Below are 16403 nucleotides of genomic sequence, written 5' to 3'. Positions count from 1 at the left end.
ATCAGAAATTATGAATACCGATACAATTGTAGAACTGGGAAAAAAATATTTAAAAGGTAAAGTGGCTATTAAAGCAGGAAAATATTTACTGACAAGACGGGCAGGATTTATTGGACTGGGTATAGGTGCAGCCGCAGGTGCGGGTTATCTGGCTTACAACTACTTTAGCAATAAAAAGAACGGTACAATTACTCACATAGATGATATTGATGCTAATCATCCAGAAACTAATGGTGAAAAGAAAATTGTTATTTAAACAGTATGTATAATTTAAAAAGGCCTGGTAAATTAACTTACCAGGCTTTTTTAATTAAATACTTATTTCACCTGCAGCTATAGCCTTATCAAGATCTACAAGAACGCTGGTATGGCTTTGAAAAAATTTCTTCCCATCACCCCTTTTTAACCTGGCCTGCCTTATTCCATCTTTTTTTGTTTCAAGAGAAACTATTTCAACCTCATTGCCAAATTCTCTTTTATAATTCACAATTCCACCCCTTTTAATTATAAAATTTTTCTTCGGAAAATGAATATGTTGAAATTCCTGTCCTGAAGGTTTTTCAATGGTAACTATAGTTCCTACCTCTAAAGTTTTTAGTTCCTGAGCCTGAACTTCAAGGGCTAATATTATCATAAATGCAATCAACAACGTCTTTTTCATATTTTTCGAATTTAATGTTCTTTTTGGAATACCAAATTTGTCAAAAATACAAAAAATTCTAAAATTGAACAGGGACTGGAATGCTCTTTGGGTGAAAATTAACCGGGAAATTAAATGACAGGATTAAAATTTTTAACCGGAAGTGTTGATTCTCTCTCAACAATAGTGGTATCAAGGATTTCCTGAACCATTGGTGCAGCTAATTTTTTTTCGATCCTCTTTATCATAATTTCTGCTGCCAAAGCTCCCTGCTCCTCTGCATGTTGTTCCACAGTAGTGAGAGAGGGAACAAAATTTTCTGCCATTATTCCGTTTGTAAATCCTATGACCGATAACTGTTCAGGAATTTTGTACTTGTGCTTTAAAGCATTCTTAATAACCGAAATAGCAGAGAGCTCGTCTGAAGCAAGAACCGCGTCAACTTTCTTTTCCTTTAGAACCTTTATTAATGTTTCTTCAAAACACAAATAGTTTTCCATGTAGACTGAGAAGGCTGTAATACCTAATGATTTCATAGCCTCATTGTAACCGTTTTCCCTTCTATTACCTACGCTGGTGCCGTGAATAGTGGAGAGAAAAATAATATTCCTGCATCCTGTATTATAGAGATAATGGGTAGCCTTTTTTGCGGCCTCCTTATCATTAATGGTAACTTTATCACAGGGAAATCTTCCGGTAATCCTGTCAAATAATACTACCTAGCAGGTCATACCTTACCGCATCATTAAAATGATCGTAATTCCCTGTAGATTGTGTCTCTTTGGAAAGGGACATAATAACCCCGTCTACATTCCCATTAATAAGATTTTTAAGACTTTCAGCTTCCTTTTGCAAGGATTCATTGGAGAGACATATAAATACTTTATAGCCATTTTCATTTGCTGTAGTTTCAATACCGTGCATAGCCTTGGCAAAAAAGTGGGCTAAAACGTCAGGAATTATTACCCCAATCGTCTTCGTATTTGATCCCTGTAAACTTTGTGCTAAAGGATTCGGGCTGTAATTGTGAAAGGCAGCCACCTCTTTTACACGTTGGCGGGTGATTTCACTAATTTCTGAACTATTGTTTAAAGCTTTTGAAACAGTAGAAATAGACAAATTCAATAATTTTGCTAAATCTTTTAAAGTGGTCTTACCTCTCATTTTGAAGCCTGGTATAGTGAATGTCGGGTAAGTTTCGTAAAGCTTCTGCAGCCTGTTCGGCAGTAATATCTCTTTGGGGGCTGGCGAATAACTCATAACCCACCATGAATTTCTTAACAGTTGCCGATCTAAGTAAGGGCGGATAAAACAACATATGAAAATGCCATTCAGGATGATCTTCCCCTCCAGTAGGAGCCTGGTGAATCCCTGAAGAATAAGGAAAGGAGGTATTAAAAAGGTTGTCGTAGCGTATGCAGAGTTGTTTTATAATTTCAGCAAAGGCTGATTCCTCTTCAGTATTGAGCTGTCCAATATGTTGATAATGCTCCCTTGGAACGATCATTACTTCATAAGGCCATACCGCCCAATATGGAACCAGGGCAACAAAATGATCGTTTTGAAGAATTACCCTTTCCTGGGTTTCCAGCTCCTGCTCAAGATATGCCTTGATCAAACTCTTTTTGTTTACTTCCCAAAACTCCAGTTGATGTTTGGACTTCTTTACAATTTCTGGCGGAAGCGATCTTTGGGACCATATTTGACCATGAGGATGAGGGTTGCTACAACCCATTACGTCTCCTTTATTCTCGAAAATCTGGACATAATTTATTCCCGGCTGCGAACCCAGCTCCTTATACTCTTTCTTCCAGGTTTCGATGACTTTTACGATATCCTGAATTTCCATTAAAGGAAGCGTGAGAGAATGATCTGGCGAGAAACAAACAACTTTACAAATACAGGTTTCAGATTCTGCCTGTAATAAGCCGTTGCTAATCTTTTCTGAAGGACCTTCGGGCATCAAAGCAGGAAAATCATTTTCAAACGTAAATGGCTCCTTATAATCGGGATTTACAGCACCACTTGAACGGGTGTTTCCGGGACATAAATAACAATCTGGAACGTACTGAGGCCTTTTCTCAACAGCAGCTTTTTCAGATTTTCCCTGCCAGGGTCTTTTGGTGCGATGGGGAGATACCAAAACCCATTCTCCTGTAAGAATGTTATACCTCCTGTGAGGTGCAGAATTTAAGGTTTCGCTCATAGCACTCGAATATTAGGAATAAAATTTTATTTCTGCAATAGTTAAACCTACAGGGGAAGAATAAATTGTCAAATTTTGTTTACTATAGTTCCTTCTCCCGGCACAACCGTAATAAATTCGGGTTTAATACCAAATTGTTTCTCATACGCTGTTGAAATTTCAATTTCAAAATCAGCAATTTTATCTTCCTCGATAAGATTTATGGTACAACCCCCAAAACCACCTCCCATCATTCGGGAACCGTGAATAAAACTTTTATCCTCAGTAGCTTTTACCAAAAAATCCAATTCTTTACAACTTACTTCATATAGATCCCTTAGCCCATAATGAGATTGGTACATCAATTTTCCAAATGATTGGAGCTCTCCTGCCATAAGGTGTTCTCTACTCTTCAACACCCTTTTGTTTTCACTTAATACAAAACTAAGCCTATTAAATTGTTTTTCGTTAAGAAGGTCCCGGGCTTCTTGCAACATCTCCAGGGATACATCTCTCAAGGTTTGCACTTTATCATATTTCTTCTGCAAAATTTCCAAAGCAGACTCGCACTCACGCCTTCGGGTATTATATTCTCCTTCTGCAAGGCTGTGGGAAACCCCGGTGTTAATTAAAAGAATTTTGCAGGAATTAAAATCAGCAGGAATAAAATCTGCTTCCAGGGAAAGACAGTCGAGAAGTAGCAAATGATCTTTCTTACTCATTACAGATGCGTATTGATCCATAATTCCGCAGTTAGAACCCACAAAATTATTTTCGGCCGCCTGGGAAAGATATACTATTTCCTGCTTTGACAAATTTAATTGGAACAACTCATTTAACCCCGATGCCAGCCCGCATTCCAGGGCGGCAGAAGAACTAATTCCGGCTCCAATGGGAAGTTCACTGTTAATTACACAATCAAATCCATCGAGAGTTTTTCCCAGTTTTTGTATCTCATCCACTACTCCCAAAATATAATTTTCCCAATTGGAACTGCTTTTCCTAAAATCCCGAAGGTTAAAAGAAAACCAGGAACTAAAGGTTTTACTATAGATGTTACAGGTGTGGGAATGGCCATTTCTCTGTAATTCGAAATAGATCTTTTTGTCAATGGCCGTGGGCAGTACAAAGCCCATATTATAATCTGTATGTTCACCTATAAAATTAATACGGCCCGGAGATTCTACAGATATACTCCCCGAAAAATTTTTAAAAAGGTGTGGGATGTCCTTTTGTTTTGGTAAATCCAAAAGCTCTATTTTAAATTGTTGCTGATTCTTCCTAAATTCCAAAGATAATAAACGTAAACCATACCTTTAATTGAATCTTTAAAAAAATAAAAGCAATTGCATATATTTAGCATAAATACCAAAACGCTCATTCATGGCTGAATTTACAATGGATTATTATGCCAATAAAGACAAAATGTATGTCGCAACCGATTGTATTATTTTTGGATTTGATGATGGCAACCTTAAACTATTGATTTTTAAAAGACGTGTAGAACCACTAAAAGGGGTGTGGTCTTTAATTGGAAGCTTTGTAAGGATTGATGAAGATATTAAAGATGCGGCCAAAAGGGTGTTAAAGGAAATCACCGGGTTGGAGAATGTATTTATGGAAGAACTACGTGCATACGGTGCAGCCCAACGGGATCCCGGTTATAGATGTATATCCATTGGTCAATATGCCTTAATAAGAATTAATGATTACGACAAAGAACTTGTAGAAAAGCATGGCGCTCACTGGTACGACATTGATGAGGTGCCCGAGCTTGTGCTGGATCATGATAAAATGGTAGAAGATGCCCTGTTAAGGATTAGAAGAAAAGCCCGGTACAAACCTATTGGCTTTGAATTACTACCAGAAAAATTTACAATTCCCCAATTGCAGCAACTTTACGAGGCTATTTACCGAACCCGGCTGGATTCCCGAAATTTTAGAAAAAAGGTACTTTCTCTCAACGTGCTAATAAAGCTGGACGAAAAAGATAAATCCAGCTCGAGAAGAGGAGCATTTCTTTATAAATTTGATCACAAGAACTACACTAAATTACAGGAATCTGGTTACAACTTCGAAATAATGTAATTTTATAAACGAAAAAACGGCTTTATTACAAAGCCGCTTATCCGTTACTATTTTATTCTTTAATTCTGCCAGTGCGTGTCTTAGAGAATATAATCTGTACTCATGAAATTAGAATTACTGCTTTGTAGCAAACTTCTTATTATTTCATTATTCTTTTCATTGTCTTTAGAAGCTACAAATGTTCTAATTGAAAATGAACGCAATGCATCATGAACACTTAAAGTCCCAACTGCCGAATCTTTTCTACTGGTAAATGGAAAAACATCTGGTCCTCGCTGGCAGGAACTATTTAAATTAACTCTACATACAAGGTTTACCAAAATGTCTATTAGCGGAGCAAGTTTTTCAATATTTTCTCCAAACAAACTCACTTGTTGCCCATAATTAGAATCTGCAATTTCATCCAGAAGCTCATCAATATCAGTAAATGATTTTATTGGAATAACAGGACCAAACTGTTCTTCCTGATAAACTCTCATCTCCTGGGTTACGGGATACAAAACGGCGGGAAAAATAAAATTATCTGAAATTTCACCACCTCGCTTATTTAAAACAGATGCTCCCTTGCTTTTGGCATCTTCTATTAATTCGTTGATGTATCCTGGCTTTTCAGGTTCGGGTAAGGGAGTGAGACTTACTCCATCTTCCCACGGATTTCCAAATTTTAGTTCATCTACTTTTTCAGCAAATCTTCTTGTAAATTCTTCCCGTATCTTCTCGTGCACGTGTATAATTTTTAAAGCTGTACAACGCTGGCCGTTGAATGAAAGCGTACCTGTGAGACATTCCTGGATTGCGAGATCAAGATCTGCATCTGGAAGAATAATTGCCGGATTTTTTGCTTCAAGACCTAATACAAGACGTAACCTGTTTTTATTTGGATGCTGATCCTGGAGAGCAATAGCAGATTTACTGTTACCAATGAGAGCCAGAACATCTATTTTTCCTGATTTCATTATTGGCGCAGCAACTTCCCGTCCTCTACCGTAGATAATATTTACGACACCTTTAGGAAAACTGTTTCTAAACGCCTCCAACAGAGGTGAAAGTAAAAGCACCCCATGTTTGGCAGGTTTAAATACAACTGTATTTCCCATTATTAAAGCAGGAATTAACAAAGCAAAGGTTTCATTGAGCGGATAATTATATGGACCGAGACAAAGCACAACCCCCAAAGGCCCACGCCTAATATGAGCATTGACATTTTCACGCTTATAAAATTTAGCACTGTCCCTGTCCAGCTGCTTATACTCTTCTATAGTATCCTCAATATATTCTACTGTCCTGTCAAATTCTTTTTGTGAATCTTTTAAAGTTTTTCCTATCTCCCACATTAATAGTTTTACGACCTGCTCGCGTTGGGTTCTCATTTCCCTAACAAAGGATTGCATATTCTCTATTCTCTCCGCTACCTTCATTGTAGGCCAATCTCCCTTGCCTTTATCATAAGCTTTTGAAGCAAATTCCAATACTTCTATGGCTGTTGAAGCATCCATATGTGGGACGCTTCCCAATAATGTTGGTTCATATTTTTCTGAAGAAGAAATAGTGGAATAAACTTCATCTTTTTTTCCGTTCCACTTGATCAATTCTCCATTCGCGAGGTAAGTTTCCTGGTGTAGTAAATCTGTGATTTGATAGTCTCTTGATTCCATTATAATTGTTCAGTTGTGAGGAAACAAATTAGCTTAACTGTCTCCTGAATTAATTGACTAACCTACTCTAAATTTTAGGAAAGACAAAATCCATAAGTAAATATTTTATCCAAATAAATGAACAGAATTCCACTACAACGATTGAATCCTGATTTAAAATTATTTATTTAACAAATGAAGCAATTTAAAAAGTTTTGAGAATTATTTAAACCATCCACACATTTAGCAGTCTAAAAATTAAATCCTTATAGCACTCCTAATAATTTACCTTCAAAATTTCACCTATGCCCTCAAAGATTACTTTCATCTTCTTATTATTTTCAGGAATTATTCACTCACAGGAATTTAATATCACTAAGCAAAATTGTAGATGTAGATGGCGAGCCACTGGAATCTGCCACCATTTTTGTTGAAAAATTTTCTGACAGCAGCCTTGTTACCTACACTATTTCAGAAAGAAGTGGAGATTTTGTTTTGAAGGGAAGGTCCAGTGAACCTAAAGCATATCTATCTGTTTCCTACACGGGCTATAAAACTATTCGCCGAACAATTTCCCTTGAAAAAAGTATGGTAATGGAACCTGTTGTGCTGGAGATTTCAGAAAATTTATTAGGCGAGGTTACTGTCACAGCATCAACCCCTCCTGTTACAATAAAGAAGGATACCCTGGAGTACAATGCCGATTCTTTTACCACCCGGCCCAATGCTAATCTGGAAGAGCTCATGAAGAAGCTTCCGGGAGTAGAAGTAGATACTGAAGGAAATATTACTGTAAACGGTAAACCTGTAAATAAATTTCTTGTAAATGGAGAGGAATTCTTTGGAGATGATCATAGGATCGCAACAAAAAACCTTCCGAAGGAAATAATTGAAAAGATACAGGTGATGGACACCAAAACAAGATCCCAGGAATTTACTGGAGAACCGGGTGACCCCGATAATAAAACTGTTAATATCACCATCAAAGAAGATAAGAATAAAGGTTATTTTGCCCGTGCCACTGCTTAGTGGAGGGACAGATGAAAGGTATGAGTTAAGTGCTATTGCAAATTACTTTCGTGACAAACTAAGGTTAAGTGCATTGGCCAGTTCCAATAATATTAACAGTTCAGGGTTTAGTTATGACGAAGTTTTTGGAATGATGGGCAGGAATGCTTAAGCAGAAATGTTTTTAATGGCAACGGGGGAGGAATTACAAAATCGGAAACTGCCGGGATAAATTTTGTGAACGAATGGGATAATGAACTGGAACTTAGTGCCGATTATTTTTTTGGGAGAAATGATACTGAGAGAAGAACCACAGCAGCCAGAGAAAATATACTGCCGGGCTCCCGTTATTTTACCAACTCCGATAACAGAAGTAATTTGCTTAATGACAGTCACCGTGCAAATTTGCGCTTTGAAGTTGAATTTGACACGCTTACCAGGCTTTCCATTAGCCCCAGGTTTAATGCAAACTATGGAGAATCCTATAGTTCCAGGACTGAAGAATCACTTGATGAAAACCGCAATTTGATCAATAATACCGAGAGCCGCGAAAATGAGCTTTTGGAAAGGGAGAACTTTAGAAATAATATAGATTTTATTAAGCGTTTTGGTAGCAGGGGTGCTTATTTAAGATTGGGGGCAGATCAAAATCACAGCATCCAGAGAAATGATAATTTTTATTATTCTGAAAGTATATTTTTTGTTGAAGGTGACGAGGTGACAGAAATTCAGGATCAATTTATAGATGAAGATGAGAAGGAGAACTCTTATTCCTTTGATATTAGTAACAGAAGTGTACTGGCTGAAGATTTTTTCCTAAATATTTCCTACGATTTTGACTATTCTACTTCAGCCAACAAAAGATACGTCTACGAGAGCGAAAACGAAGACGGGAACTATACGATTTTAAATAATGTTTTGAGCAGTGATTTTGAAGTAAAAAGTTTTAGGCACACACCCAACCTGGGGTTAAATTATGAAGGAGAAATTTGGAGAATTAATACTAACATAGGGCTTCTCCACACGAAGCTTGAAAATGAAAATTTTCTTGAAGAAAGCGGCTTTAAAAATACATATAACAACCTTTTCCTTGAGGCAAGGCTAAGATATGAAATTGAAAGATCAAAGAATCTTTCCTTTCGCTACGGCACTAATATAAACGTTCCTTCTATAAGACAATTACAGCCTGTGGTAGACCGCACTAATCCCTTAAATATTGTGGTTGGAAATCCTTCCCTGGAGTAGCTTATCGCCAAAGTATCGACCTGGATTATCGCAATTTTGACCATGCTACAAGGAGCGGATATGCTGCCTGGGTAGATGTAGATTTTACAAATAACAACGTGGTGCCAATAACTACAGTAGATGAAGATCTTGTGAGATACACCACCTTTACTAATGTTGATGGTGCAATGAGTGCCGGGATTGGTACTTTTTTCAACAAACAAATAAAAAGAGAAACTTACGAGCTAAGGTTTAGAGGTGGAGTAAACACTTCTTATAATAAAAATATTGGATTTATAAATGGGGAAAAATACCAGGCAAACAGGTATGGCATAAATCCAAATATTAGATTTAGCTATGTAATAGATGAAGTCCTGGATATTAATCCTAATTATTCCCTGAATTACACCACGAGTAGTTATGACATAAGTTCAAACAGGGATGAAGAAGCAACAAACCATCGAATAGGTTTGGAAACAACTACTTACTGGCCTAAAAATTTAATCTTTGGAAATGATATTTCGTATAATCGATTTGGAAATGTCTCTCCCGGCTTTGACAATACTTCTATCCTCTGGAACCTGAGCCTTGGCTACCAGTTCTTGGATGAAAATGCCACAGTAAAAGTAAATGTTTATGATCTCCTGGATCAAAATGTAGACACAAGGCGAATAATAGGAGATGACTTTATCCAGGATACAAGAAGCCTTATTCTTACGCGCTATGCTATGCTTAGCTTCACTTATAAGTTAAATAATTTAGGAGGAAATCAAAATGATAGAGGCGGAAGGAGAAGATAGAAAGAATAATAAATAGAACTAATTACCTTAATTGCTGCTGTATTTTTAAAAGAAGTTCTTCTATATCAAAAGGTTTTGCAATAAAGTCACTGGCGTGATTTTCTGCCAGATTTTCAAGATTGGCGTGGGCAGACATTAAGACAACGGGCACATTATTAGTTTCTTGTTTTTCACCCAGTCCCCTGCACAAATCAAGACCATTGCCATCTGGTAACATAATATCCATAAGAATAAGATCTGGTTGTTGAAGAGCTATAGATTTTCTAAAAGCTTCGGCAGTTGGGAAGGAAGCAACTGAATAATCTGCACTGGAGAGAAGATACTCCAGTAACTCCCTAATGCCGTTATCATCCTCAACAATATAGATTTGTTTCATTCCATAAAAATAAAAACCAGTTAATCCTACAGTGAAAAAATCTTGTTAAAGTTTTTTAAGGCTTCGGATTTAATTAATCTCTAAACTTCTTATTCATTTTTAAGTGGCAGGTAAAAGCTGAATTCTGACCCTTCTCCCAGAGTACTTGATAGACTTATCTCTCCTTTATGCCGATCAATAATTTGTTTGGTGAGATATAATCCAATTCCCAAACCACTTATACCTTTTGTGTTCTCGGCCCTGTAAAATCTTGTAAAAAGTTGTTTTTGTTGTTCTTCAGAAAGGCCTATTCCCTGGTCCTTAACTTTTACCACCACCCTATCTTTGTGAACCTCAATTTTCAGGTAAATCCTGTCAGCTTCAGGTGAGTATTTTATAGCATTAGTCACAAGGTTTATAACTGCCTGTTCAATTCTCTGCCTGTCTCCATGAACCATGGCAGACCCTACGCCTAAATCGAACAAAATTTGATGCGTACTATAGGAGTAACTAAAAGTTTCAATAATTTCCAATACCATCTCACGAAGATCAAAATCCTCGAGAGTAAAGTCCAGTTTTCCCGCCTCTATCCGCGACATATTAAGAAGATCTTCTACAAGTGTGTTTAGCTTATTTACCTGGTTAAGTGCTTTGTCAATAAAAAGTGCGGTCATTTGGTCCTTTTCTTTCTTTTCCAGAACCTGCAGATATCCTTTAATAGTAGTTAAGGGAGTTTTCAATTCGTGACTGGCCAAAGCGATGAATTCATCTTTCTTATCACTTAAGGATTTCACCTGCTCAAAGAGTTTAGAATTATCCAGTGAAATAGCAGCCTGAGCAGCAATGTTCACCACCATTTCTTCATGTTCATGTTTAAAAACCCCACTTTCGGGATGCCCAAATAGAAGACCACCTATAACTAAACCAGATTTTGAAATAACAGGAACCGCCAGATAACTTACCACCGGAAGATGTCCTAGTGGCATTCCTGAAAGAGGAAAATTCTTCCCGTACCTGGGATCTTTTGTAATATCATCTACCCTAATAGGACCCTCTCCCGTAAATGTTGGCCGAAAAACATCTGTATGCCGTGGCATCCCGAATTTTTCAAATGCCTCCCTTGGGGCCCCAGATAAATTATAGAGCATCATAGCCCTGCCCTCTTCATTAATATGGTTATAAAAAAAGGCTCCAAATTGAGCTCCTGTGAGTTTAGTTGTAGCATCAGTAACGCGCTGGAGTACTGCCTGAACGTCCAGGTTTTCAGAAATACTTTTTCCTATTGAATTAAGAATTTCCAGATTTTCAGTATATCTCTTAATCTCCTCCTGTGCCCTTACCTGTTCCGTAATATCACGTGCTATTTTTGATGCTCCAATGATAGTATTCTTGCTATCTTTAATAGGTGATACAGAAAGTGAAATAGGAATCTCTTTGCCTGATTTCGTCCTACGCACTGTCTCAAAGTGGTCCAGACTCTCGCCGTTTCTTATTTTTGAAAGAATTTTAGCCTCCTCCTGAAGCCTTTCTTTAGGAATAAGAATAGTGATGGATTTGCCTACCACTTCTTTTTCTGAATATCCGAAGATCCTCTGTGCTCCCGGATTCCAGCTTCTGATGATTCCGTTTAGGTCTTTACTAATAATAGCATCATCTGAAGATTCTACAATTGCTGAAAGCATAGCCTGCTTTTCTTCGACCTTTATTCTATCTGAAATATCCCTTGCAATTTTTGAGGCTCCCACCACTTTACCCTTAAAATTTCTGAGGGGAGAAACGGTGATGGATAATGGTATTTCTTTACCATTTTTAGCTTTTCGAATAGTTTCAAAATGATCTACCCTTCTTCCCTGTCTTATTTTTGAAAGAATTTGTGTTTCTTCTTCTAACAAGTATTCCGGAATGAGAATAGTAATGTGTTTACCCAGGACTTCTTCTTCTGTATACCCAAATATTCTTTGGGCACTTCTATTCCAGCTAATGATCTTTCCCGTAAGATCCTTACTTATAATTGCATCATCGGAAGATTCTACAATTGCTGAAAGAGTAGACTGTTTTATTTGCCCACTTTGCTGGTCTGTAACATCAACAAGAGAGCAATATGCGCCTATTATGTTTTGATTTTCATCAAAAATGCGCTGTGGAAATGCCAGAAGATTTTTAATTGATCCATCAGGTCTTTCAATGTATATTTCCTGCTTTATTAATGGGTCTTCATTCCCAATAGCCTTCGCCATAGGACATTCCTCTCTCTCCATAGGCTGGCCGTTGGGGTGAAAGGTTTTCCACGAACCACACCAAAACGTCTCACCTAAGACGGGTTCAACCCCCCATAAACGGGCAGCTGCAGGATTATAATAAATGATACGGCCCTGGCTGTCGCAGGCATAAAAAGCAACAAGAGAATTGTCGTGAAAATGCTGAAGTTCCTTCAATATATTTTTTTTCTGGAGATCCTCTACTTCTGTTTGCACCTTCTCGATCTTACCGGACGAAAAAATAGATTTCATTAATTTGGCTTTTTCAGTCAAACCTAAATTATTTCAAGCCGCTGATGAGACCTCAATATTACGAAACTATTCGCTTCTTAAGTTTTTTTTAGGGAATGTTTAAGATTCCAGTTAACATAGATTGCTAATTCGAAATTATAGACTTCTCACCTGGCATTACTTTTTTATAATTGGTAAAATTAGTAGTTGTTCTATAGAAGAAACAGGAAATTAAAAAGAGGGGCGATTGCCCCTCCTTATTAGATCAACATTTTCTTTTTAGAAGCTTATTACTGCTTCAAACATAAGTCCGTTGAATCCGCCGCCGTTTCTTATATCTGTATTGGCAAATCCATTGTACTCCTGGTTCACGTATTCAAGTTTTGCAAGGATGTTCTTTGTCATAAACCATCCACCTGCAAGATTGTACCGGGTGATATCTACTTCTTTACCTGCAGTTAACTCTCCGTCTACAAGGTTGTAACGACCACCTACATAGAAGTTCTCGTTATTTCCAAAGCGGTAGATAAGCTCACCTGCATACTGGTTGAAGGTTCTTGTATCTGGCTCAGCTGTTGCTTTACGGTAGCTCTTTCATAGGTTCCGAAGAATTCAAGTCCGCCATACTTTAAGAACGGGTTTACCATAAAGGCGGTAAGTTCATTTCTTAGGCCGGGGTTGAACCTGCCTGAGCTAAAGTTGGCTGCAGGGGTTGCTCCTGTGGCTTCCATTACAAGATAGTATCTTGATCCTGCACGGTCTGCACTGTAAAGGTATGCGTTAGCACTCTTGTTGGTGTGGTATACAGATCCTGTTAAGCGGAATCTTAGTCCTTCTTCGGCATTGTTGTCATATCCAAGTTTTGCTATGTAAGAAGGTCCTGTTACATCGGGATTGCTTACAGCCTGGTTTAGTTTACCGTTTGTTACACTACCCATAGCGATAAGGCCATTGTTGAAGTAGTACACCTCTGCACCAACTTCGGTAGTAAAGGCATCCATTATAAGGTTTCCAACGAAGGGATTGTAAAGTGCCATTGCGTTATCACTTCTTCTAAAGTGCATATCACCATAATTGTTCTCCATATGACCAATCTTAATCCTCATATTATTCATAAGGGGCTGCATAAAGCCTTCGCTTATAAAGTCAAGTTTGTCTATTTGGATATACCCGCCTTTTACGTATGGCTCGGGGTGGTGACGTGAAGAAAGGTAAGTTCTAAGGTGCATTCTCACCCCATCATAAAGCTCAACATCAAGGTCAAGGTTGGCAGTAGGAAGGTTGAAGTTATCTCCAATCTCTATAAGTCCTACAGGTTCTCCGGCTGCGTTCACAGGGGATCCTGTACTTTCGTGGTCAAGAGCCTGGAACTGGATGGCAAAGGCTCCTCCCATTCTCACGTTTACACCATCAAAGGTATCGGTAGTATCTTTTGGAGCTTCAAACTGGTTGATCCCACGTTGGTCAGGAAGTCTGTAGTTCTCAAGGTCGCGTTGTTGTGCCTGGGCTTGTAAACCAACTAGAGCCAGAAGTGCGATGCTTAAATATTTAACTGAGGTTTTCATTGTGATAGAATTAATTGTTGTTGTGGATAGTTTTATTTAGAAAATGTTGATTGAAATTTTATGTTGACCTGGTCCCCGGTAGTAATGGTACCAAACATCGCTGTTGGAGGATCTACCTTGAATTCAGTCATTTTTAAGCTTTTGCTTCCGGTAAGGGTTACTTTGTCCCCTGTTACTTTAGCGTCAAAAGTGATCTCTACAGGTTTTGATGTTCCGGCTATGGTGAGAGTTCCGCTGGTGGTTACTTTACAGCTTCCGGCAGTGACACAGTCTATGTTGTTTACCTTGTTTAGCTTATAAGTGATGTCTTTGTTACTATCTGTCTTCAAAGCTTTGTAAGTATTCTTATCCATCCCGGATTTTCCACTCTTTAAGCTTTCAGCCTGTACTGCAAACTCCAGTTGGTTTATCTTTACCAGTTGCCCATCGGCAAACTCTGCCACGAGTTTCCTTTTTGGTCTTTTGCCACTACTTCCCAGTCGTGAACGTTAGAGGTTCCTTCTACTTTTAAAGTGGAAGCTGTATTATTTAGATTATAAGTTTGGGCTATAGAAAATTGAGCAGTTACCACCATCATTAGTACAGTTCCTACTACCAGTTTAATGTTCTTTAAAGTTTTCATGATTTACCTTTTTAATTTGATACAAAGTTGCACCAGGAATGCAGGATAAATTATGACGAGTATCAGGTTTTGGAATGTTTTCAAAAGATTCTGAAAACCTTTACTGCTACAGCTTTTCAGAAGATGACAACTACAACGTTTGCATTCAGAAATAGGCAAAAAAATAAGCCCCGGGTGGGGCCTGTATTAAAACCAAATAATAAAGTTTTTAAGTGATATCTATTATTTCCAAATTTCAGGAACACCTTCTTTTTTTCCGAAGAAAGGATCAGTATCAGGAATTGGAACTTTTGAAATGTTCTTATCAGCTGCTAGGTCTTTCTCCCTCTTTTCCGTAGTTCATATTATAGTCCCGTCCATCAGGATAAGCTCCAACAATTTTAAAATTTTCACTTCCTAAATTTTTGTGGCCAACTCCGGCAGGAATTACAATTATATCTCCTGCCACTACTTCAATTTTCTCTCCTTCTTCCCCACCAAGGTGCAACAAAGCTTTGCCGCTATAAACTCCCAGTACTTCGTGGGTATTGCTGTGGTAATGGTGGAAATCGTATACTCCATTTCTCCAGGAATTCTTCCAATTGTTCGATGTAAAGTTCTCCTCAAGCATATTCGCAGCTTCTTCTCCGCTTTCGATAAATGCTCCTTTGTAGAGTAATAAAGGGAGTTTGTTATTGGGAATTTTTCCGTCGTCTTTGAAATTATACTTCTTCAGCTCCATAAGATGTAGTTGTAAATGTTCTTCTTCTGAAGTTAAAAAAATTTTGGGAAGAAAAAACCAGAAAGATTCTCCCTCTTTCCGCTAAAGCTTAAAACTACCCCGATCCATTTTCAGAACCGGAACAGCTCCGGAATCTTCGAAGATCAGTTTGGTAATTGCTGTTTTTCGAGGGTGTACTTCGCTGCCGGAGTAATGAGTATGGAAAACGTATAGCAATTCATTCTTACTGTTCCTAAAAAGATCCCCATGGCCAGGACCATTTTCACCCATAAAGCTTCGGGAAATGATGGGGCCGTTATTAGCTTTTCTCCACGGCCCCAGCGGACTTTTACTGGTTGCATAGCCAACAGCATAATCTGGATTTCGAAAATCATTGGCAGAATAAATAAGGTAATAGTATTCCTGATATTTAATTACAGTAGGACCTTCAGTTCATAAGCCACTCAACATTTTGAGTATTTTCCCATTCTTCCTCCCCAGAAATAATTTCCTGAAGAGTTTCTGTTTTAATACTTTTGAAATCATCGTTCATTTCAGCAACAAAGATCCTGTTTCCATCCTGGAGACGAACGTGGTAAAGATATTTTTTGCCTTCTTCATCAATAAATATAAATGGATCTATTTGTTTTACCGGGGCTTCTAAAGCTTTTGCTGAAGAATTTAAAAAGGGCCCCAGAGGACTTTTAGCAGTTGCTATGGCGATTTGTTCATCGGCAGTGTATGCCATGTAAAATATACCTTTATATTTGAATACCTGTGGTGCCCAAAAACCTTTAGTTCCAAAAGAATCCCCCTTTTTTAGTGCAAAACCATCCTTCGCACCTACAGGTCCCTTCCATTCCCTCAGGTCCTTTGAAGTGTACACCAGGAAGCCCTGTTCTTTAATGGAAGGATCATTATTGGTACCATACAAATAATATGTTCCTTCATTTTCAAATACAGTGGGATCTGCAAGTAAAATTGTTTGAGCGTTGGCCTTTAGGTAGTTTGTGTTCTGCGAAAAACCTTGTTTGAGTACAAAGCACAATAAAAAGGTTATTATAAATTTCATCTTTCGCTTTCTTATCTTATA

21 protein-coding genes are annotated in these 16403 nt (G+C 37.9%); 6 read left to right on the top strand and 15 right to left on the bottom strand.

Annotated features, from left to right (window positions below; translation table 11 throughout):
• Positions 1 to 10 precede the first annotated feature (10 nt).
• Positions 11 to 256 carry a hypothetical protein gene (locus tag LZ575_RS18720; protein ID WP_235326461.1) on the top strand — a complete coding sequence of 82 codons (246 nt, stop codon included), beginning with the start codon at positions 11 to 13 and terminating at the stop codon, positions 254 to 256.
• A 54-nt stretch (positions 257 to 310) separates the two neighbouring features.
• On the opposite strand, the gene LZ575_RS18715 is transcribed toward LZ575_RS18720, so the two are convergent.
• From LZ575_RS18715 to galK, 5 genes are all read right to left on the bottom strand, one after another.
• Positions 311 to 661 (bottom strand): hypothetical protein, encoded by a 351-nt coding sequence (locus LZ575_RS18715; protein ID WP_235326459.1) that lies wholly within the window; start codon positions 659 to 661, stop codon positions 311 to 313.
• 110 nt (positions 662 to 771) lie between these two features.
• The gene (locus tag LZ575_RS18710; RefSeq protein WP_235330772.1) at positions 772 to 1308 is read right to left on the bottom strand and encodes a LacI family DNA-binding transcriptional regulator; all 537 of its coding nucleotides are present in this window, start codon (positions 1306 to 1308) and stop codon (positions 772 to 774) included.
• A 37-nt stretch (positions 1309 to 1345) separates the two neighbouring features.
• A complete protein-coding gene (locus tag LZ575_RS18705) occupies positions 1346 to 1804 on the bottom strand; it encodes a LacI family DNA-binding transcriptional regulator (protein WP_235326457.1) in 459 nt (152 codons plus the stop codon).
• Positions 1794 to 2846, bottom strand: coding sequence for a UDP-glucose--hexose-1-phosphate uridylyltransferase (locus tag LZ575_RS18700; RefSeq protein WP_235326455.1), 1053 nt, complete (start codon positions 2844 to 2846; stop codon positions 1794 to 1796). Before LZ575_RS18700 ends, LZ575_RS18705 begins: the two co-directional genes overlap by 11 nt.
• Positions 2847 to 2914: 68 nt before the next feature.
• Positions 2915 to 4075 (bottom strand): galactokinase, encoded by a 1161-nt coding sequence (gene galK, locus LZ575_RS18695; RefSeq protein ID WP_235326453.1) that lies wholly within the window; start codon positions 4073 to 4075, stop codon positions 2915 to 2917.
• A gap of 133 nt (positions 4076 to 4208) precedes the next feature.
• On the opposite strand from galK, the gene LZ575_RS18690 reads away from it, so the two are divergent.
• The gene (locus tag LZ575_RS18690) at positions 4209 to 4913 is read left to right on the top strand and encodes an NrtR DNA-binding winged helix domain-containing protein (RefSeq protein ID WP_235326451.1); all 705 of its coding nucleotides are present in this window, start codon (positions 4209 to 4211) and stop codon (positions 4911 to 4913) included.
• Positions 4914 to 4993: 80 nt separating this feature from the next.
• Here the strand turns inward: LZ575_RS18690 and LZ575_RS18685 are convergent, their stop codons facing one another.
• A complete protein-coding gene (locus tag LZ575_RS18685) occupies positions 4994 to 6568 on the bottom strand; it encodes an NADP-dependent glyceraldehyde-3-phosphate dehydrogenase (RefSeq protein ID WP_235326449.1) in 1575 nt (524 codons plus the stop codon).
• 474 nt (positions 6569 to 7042) lie between these two features.
• Between LZ575_RS18685 and LZ575_RS18680 the strand changes: the two genes are divergently transcribed.
• The 4 genes from LZ575_RS18680 to LZ575_RS18665 all read left to right on the top strand — a co-directional run bounded on the left by LZ575_RS18680 (position 7043) and on the right by LZ575_RS18665 (position 9579).
• Positions 7043 to 7576 (top strand): hypothetical protein, encoded by a 534-nt coding sequence (locus LZ575_RS18680; protein WP_235326447.1) that lies wholly within the window; start codon positions 7043 to 7045, stop codon positions 7574 to 7576.
• Positions 7557 to 7727, top strand: a complete 171-nt coding sequence (locus tag LZ575_RS18675) for a hypothetical protein (RefSeq protein WP_235326445.1) — start codon at positions 7557 to 7559, stop codon at positions 7725 to 7727. Before LZ575_RS18680 ends, LZ575_RS18675 begins: the two co-directional genes overlap by 20 nt.
• 65 nt (positions 7728 to 7792) lie before the next feature.
• A complete protein-coding gene (locus LZ575_RS18670) occupies positions 7793 to 8800 on the top strand; it encodes an outer membrane beta-barrel protein (RefSeq protein ID WP_235326442.1) in 1008 nt (335 codons plus the stop codon).
• A gap of 101 nt (positions 8801 to 8901) precedes the next feature.
• Positions 8902 to 9579: an outer membrane beta-barrel protein gene (locus LZ575_RS18665; RefSeq protein WP_235326440.1), complete on the top strand. Its 678-nt coding sequence runs from the start codon at positions 8902 to 8904 to the stop codon at positions 9577 to 9579.
• 22 nt (positions 9580 to 9601) lie between these two features.
• On the opposite strand, the gene LZ575_RS18660 is transcribed toward LZ575_RS18665, so the two are convergent.
• The 9 genes from LZ575_RS18660 to LZ575_RS23970 form a co-directional block, all read right to left on the bottom strand.
• Positions 9602 to 9955: a response regulator transcription factor gene (locus tag LZ575_RS18660; RefSeq protein WP_235326438.1), complete on the bottom strand. Its 354-nt coding sequence runs from the start codon at positions 9953 to 9955 to the stop codon at positions 9602 to 9604.
• Between the two features lie 89 nt (positions 9956 to 10044).
• Positions 10045 to 12444, bottom strand: a complete 2400-nt coding sequence (locus LZ575_RS18655; RefSeq protein ID WP_235326436.1) for a PAS domain S-box protein — start codon at positions 12442 to 12444, stop codon at positions 10045 to 10047.
• Positions 12445 to 12702: 258 nt separating this feature from the next.
• Complete coding sequence (locus tag LZ575_RS23980; RefSeq protein WP_311195856.1) at positions 12703 to 12828, bottom strand: hypothetical protein; 126 nt, start codon at positions 12826 to 12828, stop codon at positions 12703 to 12705.
• Between the two features lie 86 nt (positions 12829 to 12914).
• Positions 12915 to 13988, bottom strand: coding sequence for a hypothetical protein (locus LZ575_RS18650; protein ID WP_311195855.1), 1074 nt, complete (start codon positions 13986 to 13988; stop codon positions 12915 to 12917).
• A gap of 32 nt (positions 13989 to 14020) precedes the next feature.
• Positions 14021 to 14431, bottom strand: a complete 411-nt coding sequence (locus LZ575_RS18645) for a YceI family protein (protein WP_235326434.1) — start codon at positions 14429 to 14431, stop codon at positions 14021 to 14023.
• Positions 14401 to 14610 (bottom strand): hypothetical protein, encoded by a 210-nt coding sequence (locus tag LZ575_RS18640; protein WP_235326432.1) that lies wholly within the window; start codon positions 14608 to 14610, stop codon positions 14401 to 14403. The genes LZ575_RS18645 and LZ575_RS18640 overlap by 31 nt, the downstream gene beginning before the upstream one ends.
• 304 nt (positions 14611 to 14914) lie before the next feature.
• The gene (locus LZ575_RS18635) at positions 14915 to 15331 is read right to left on the bottom strand and encodes a cupin domain-containing protein (protein ID WP_235326430.1); all 417 of its coding nucleotides are present in this window, start codon (positions 15329 to 15331) and stop codon (positions 14915 to 14917) included.
• An 81-nt stretch (positions 15332 to 15412) separates the two neighbouring features.
• Positions 15413 to 15718: a family 43 glycosylhydrolase gene (locus tag LZ575_RS23975; protein WP_311196128.1), complete on the bottom strand. Its 306-nt coding sequence runs from the start codon at positions 15716 to 15718 to the stop codon at positions 15413 to 15415.
• Between the two features lie 40 nt (positions 15719 to 15758).
• Complete coding sequence (locus LZ575_RS23970) at positions 15759 to 16382, bottom strand: family 43 glycosylhydrolase (RefSeq protein ID WP_311195854.1); 624 nt, start codon at positions 16380 to 16382, stop codon at positions 15759 to 15761.
• Positions 16383 to 16403 lie beyond the last annotated feature (21 nt).

The organism is Antarcticibacterium sp. 1MA-6-2 (genome assembly GCF_021535135.1).
Taxonomy (GTDB): domain Bacteria; phylum Bacteroidota; class Bacteroidia; order Flavobacteriales; family Flavobacteriaceae; genus Gillisia.
Note: the sequence above shows the minus strand (reverse complement) of the source record. Positions and strands in the feature narration are given on the sequence as shown.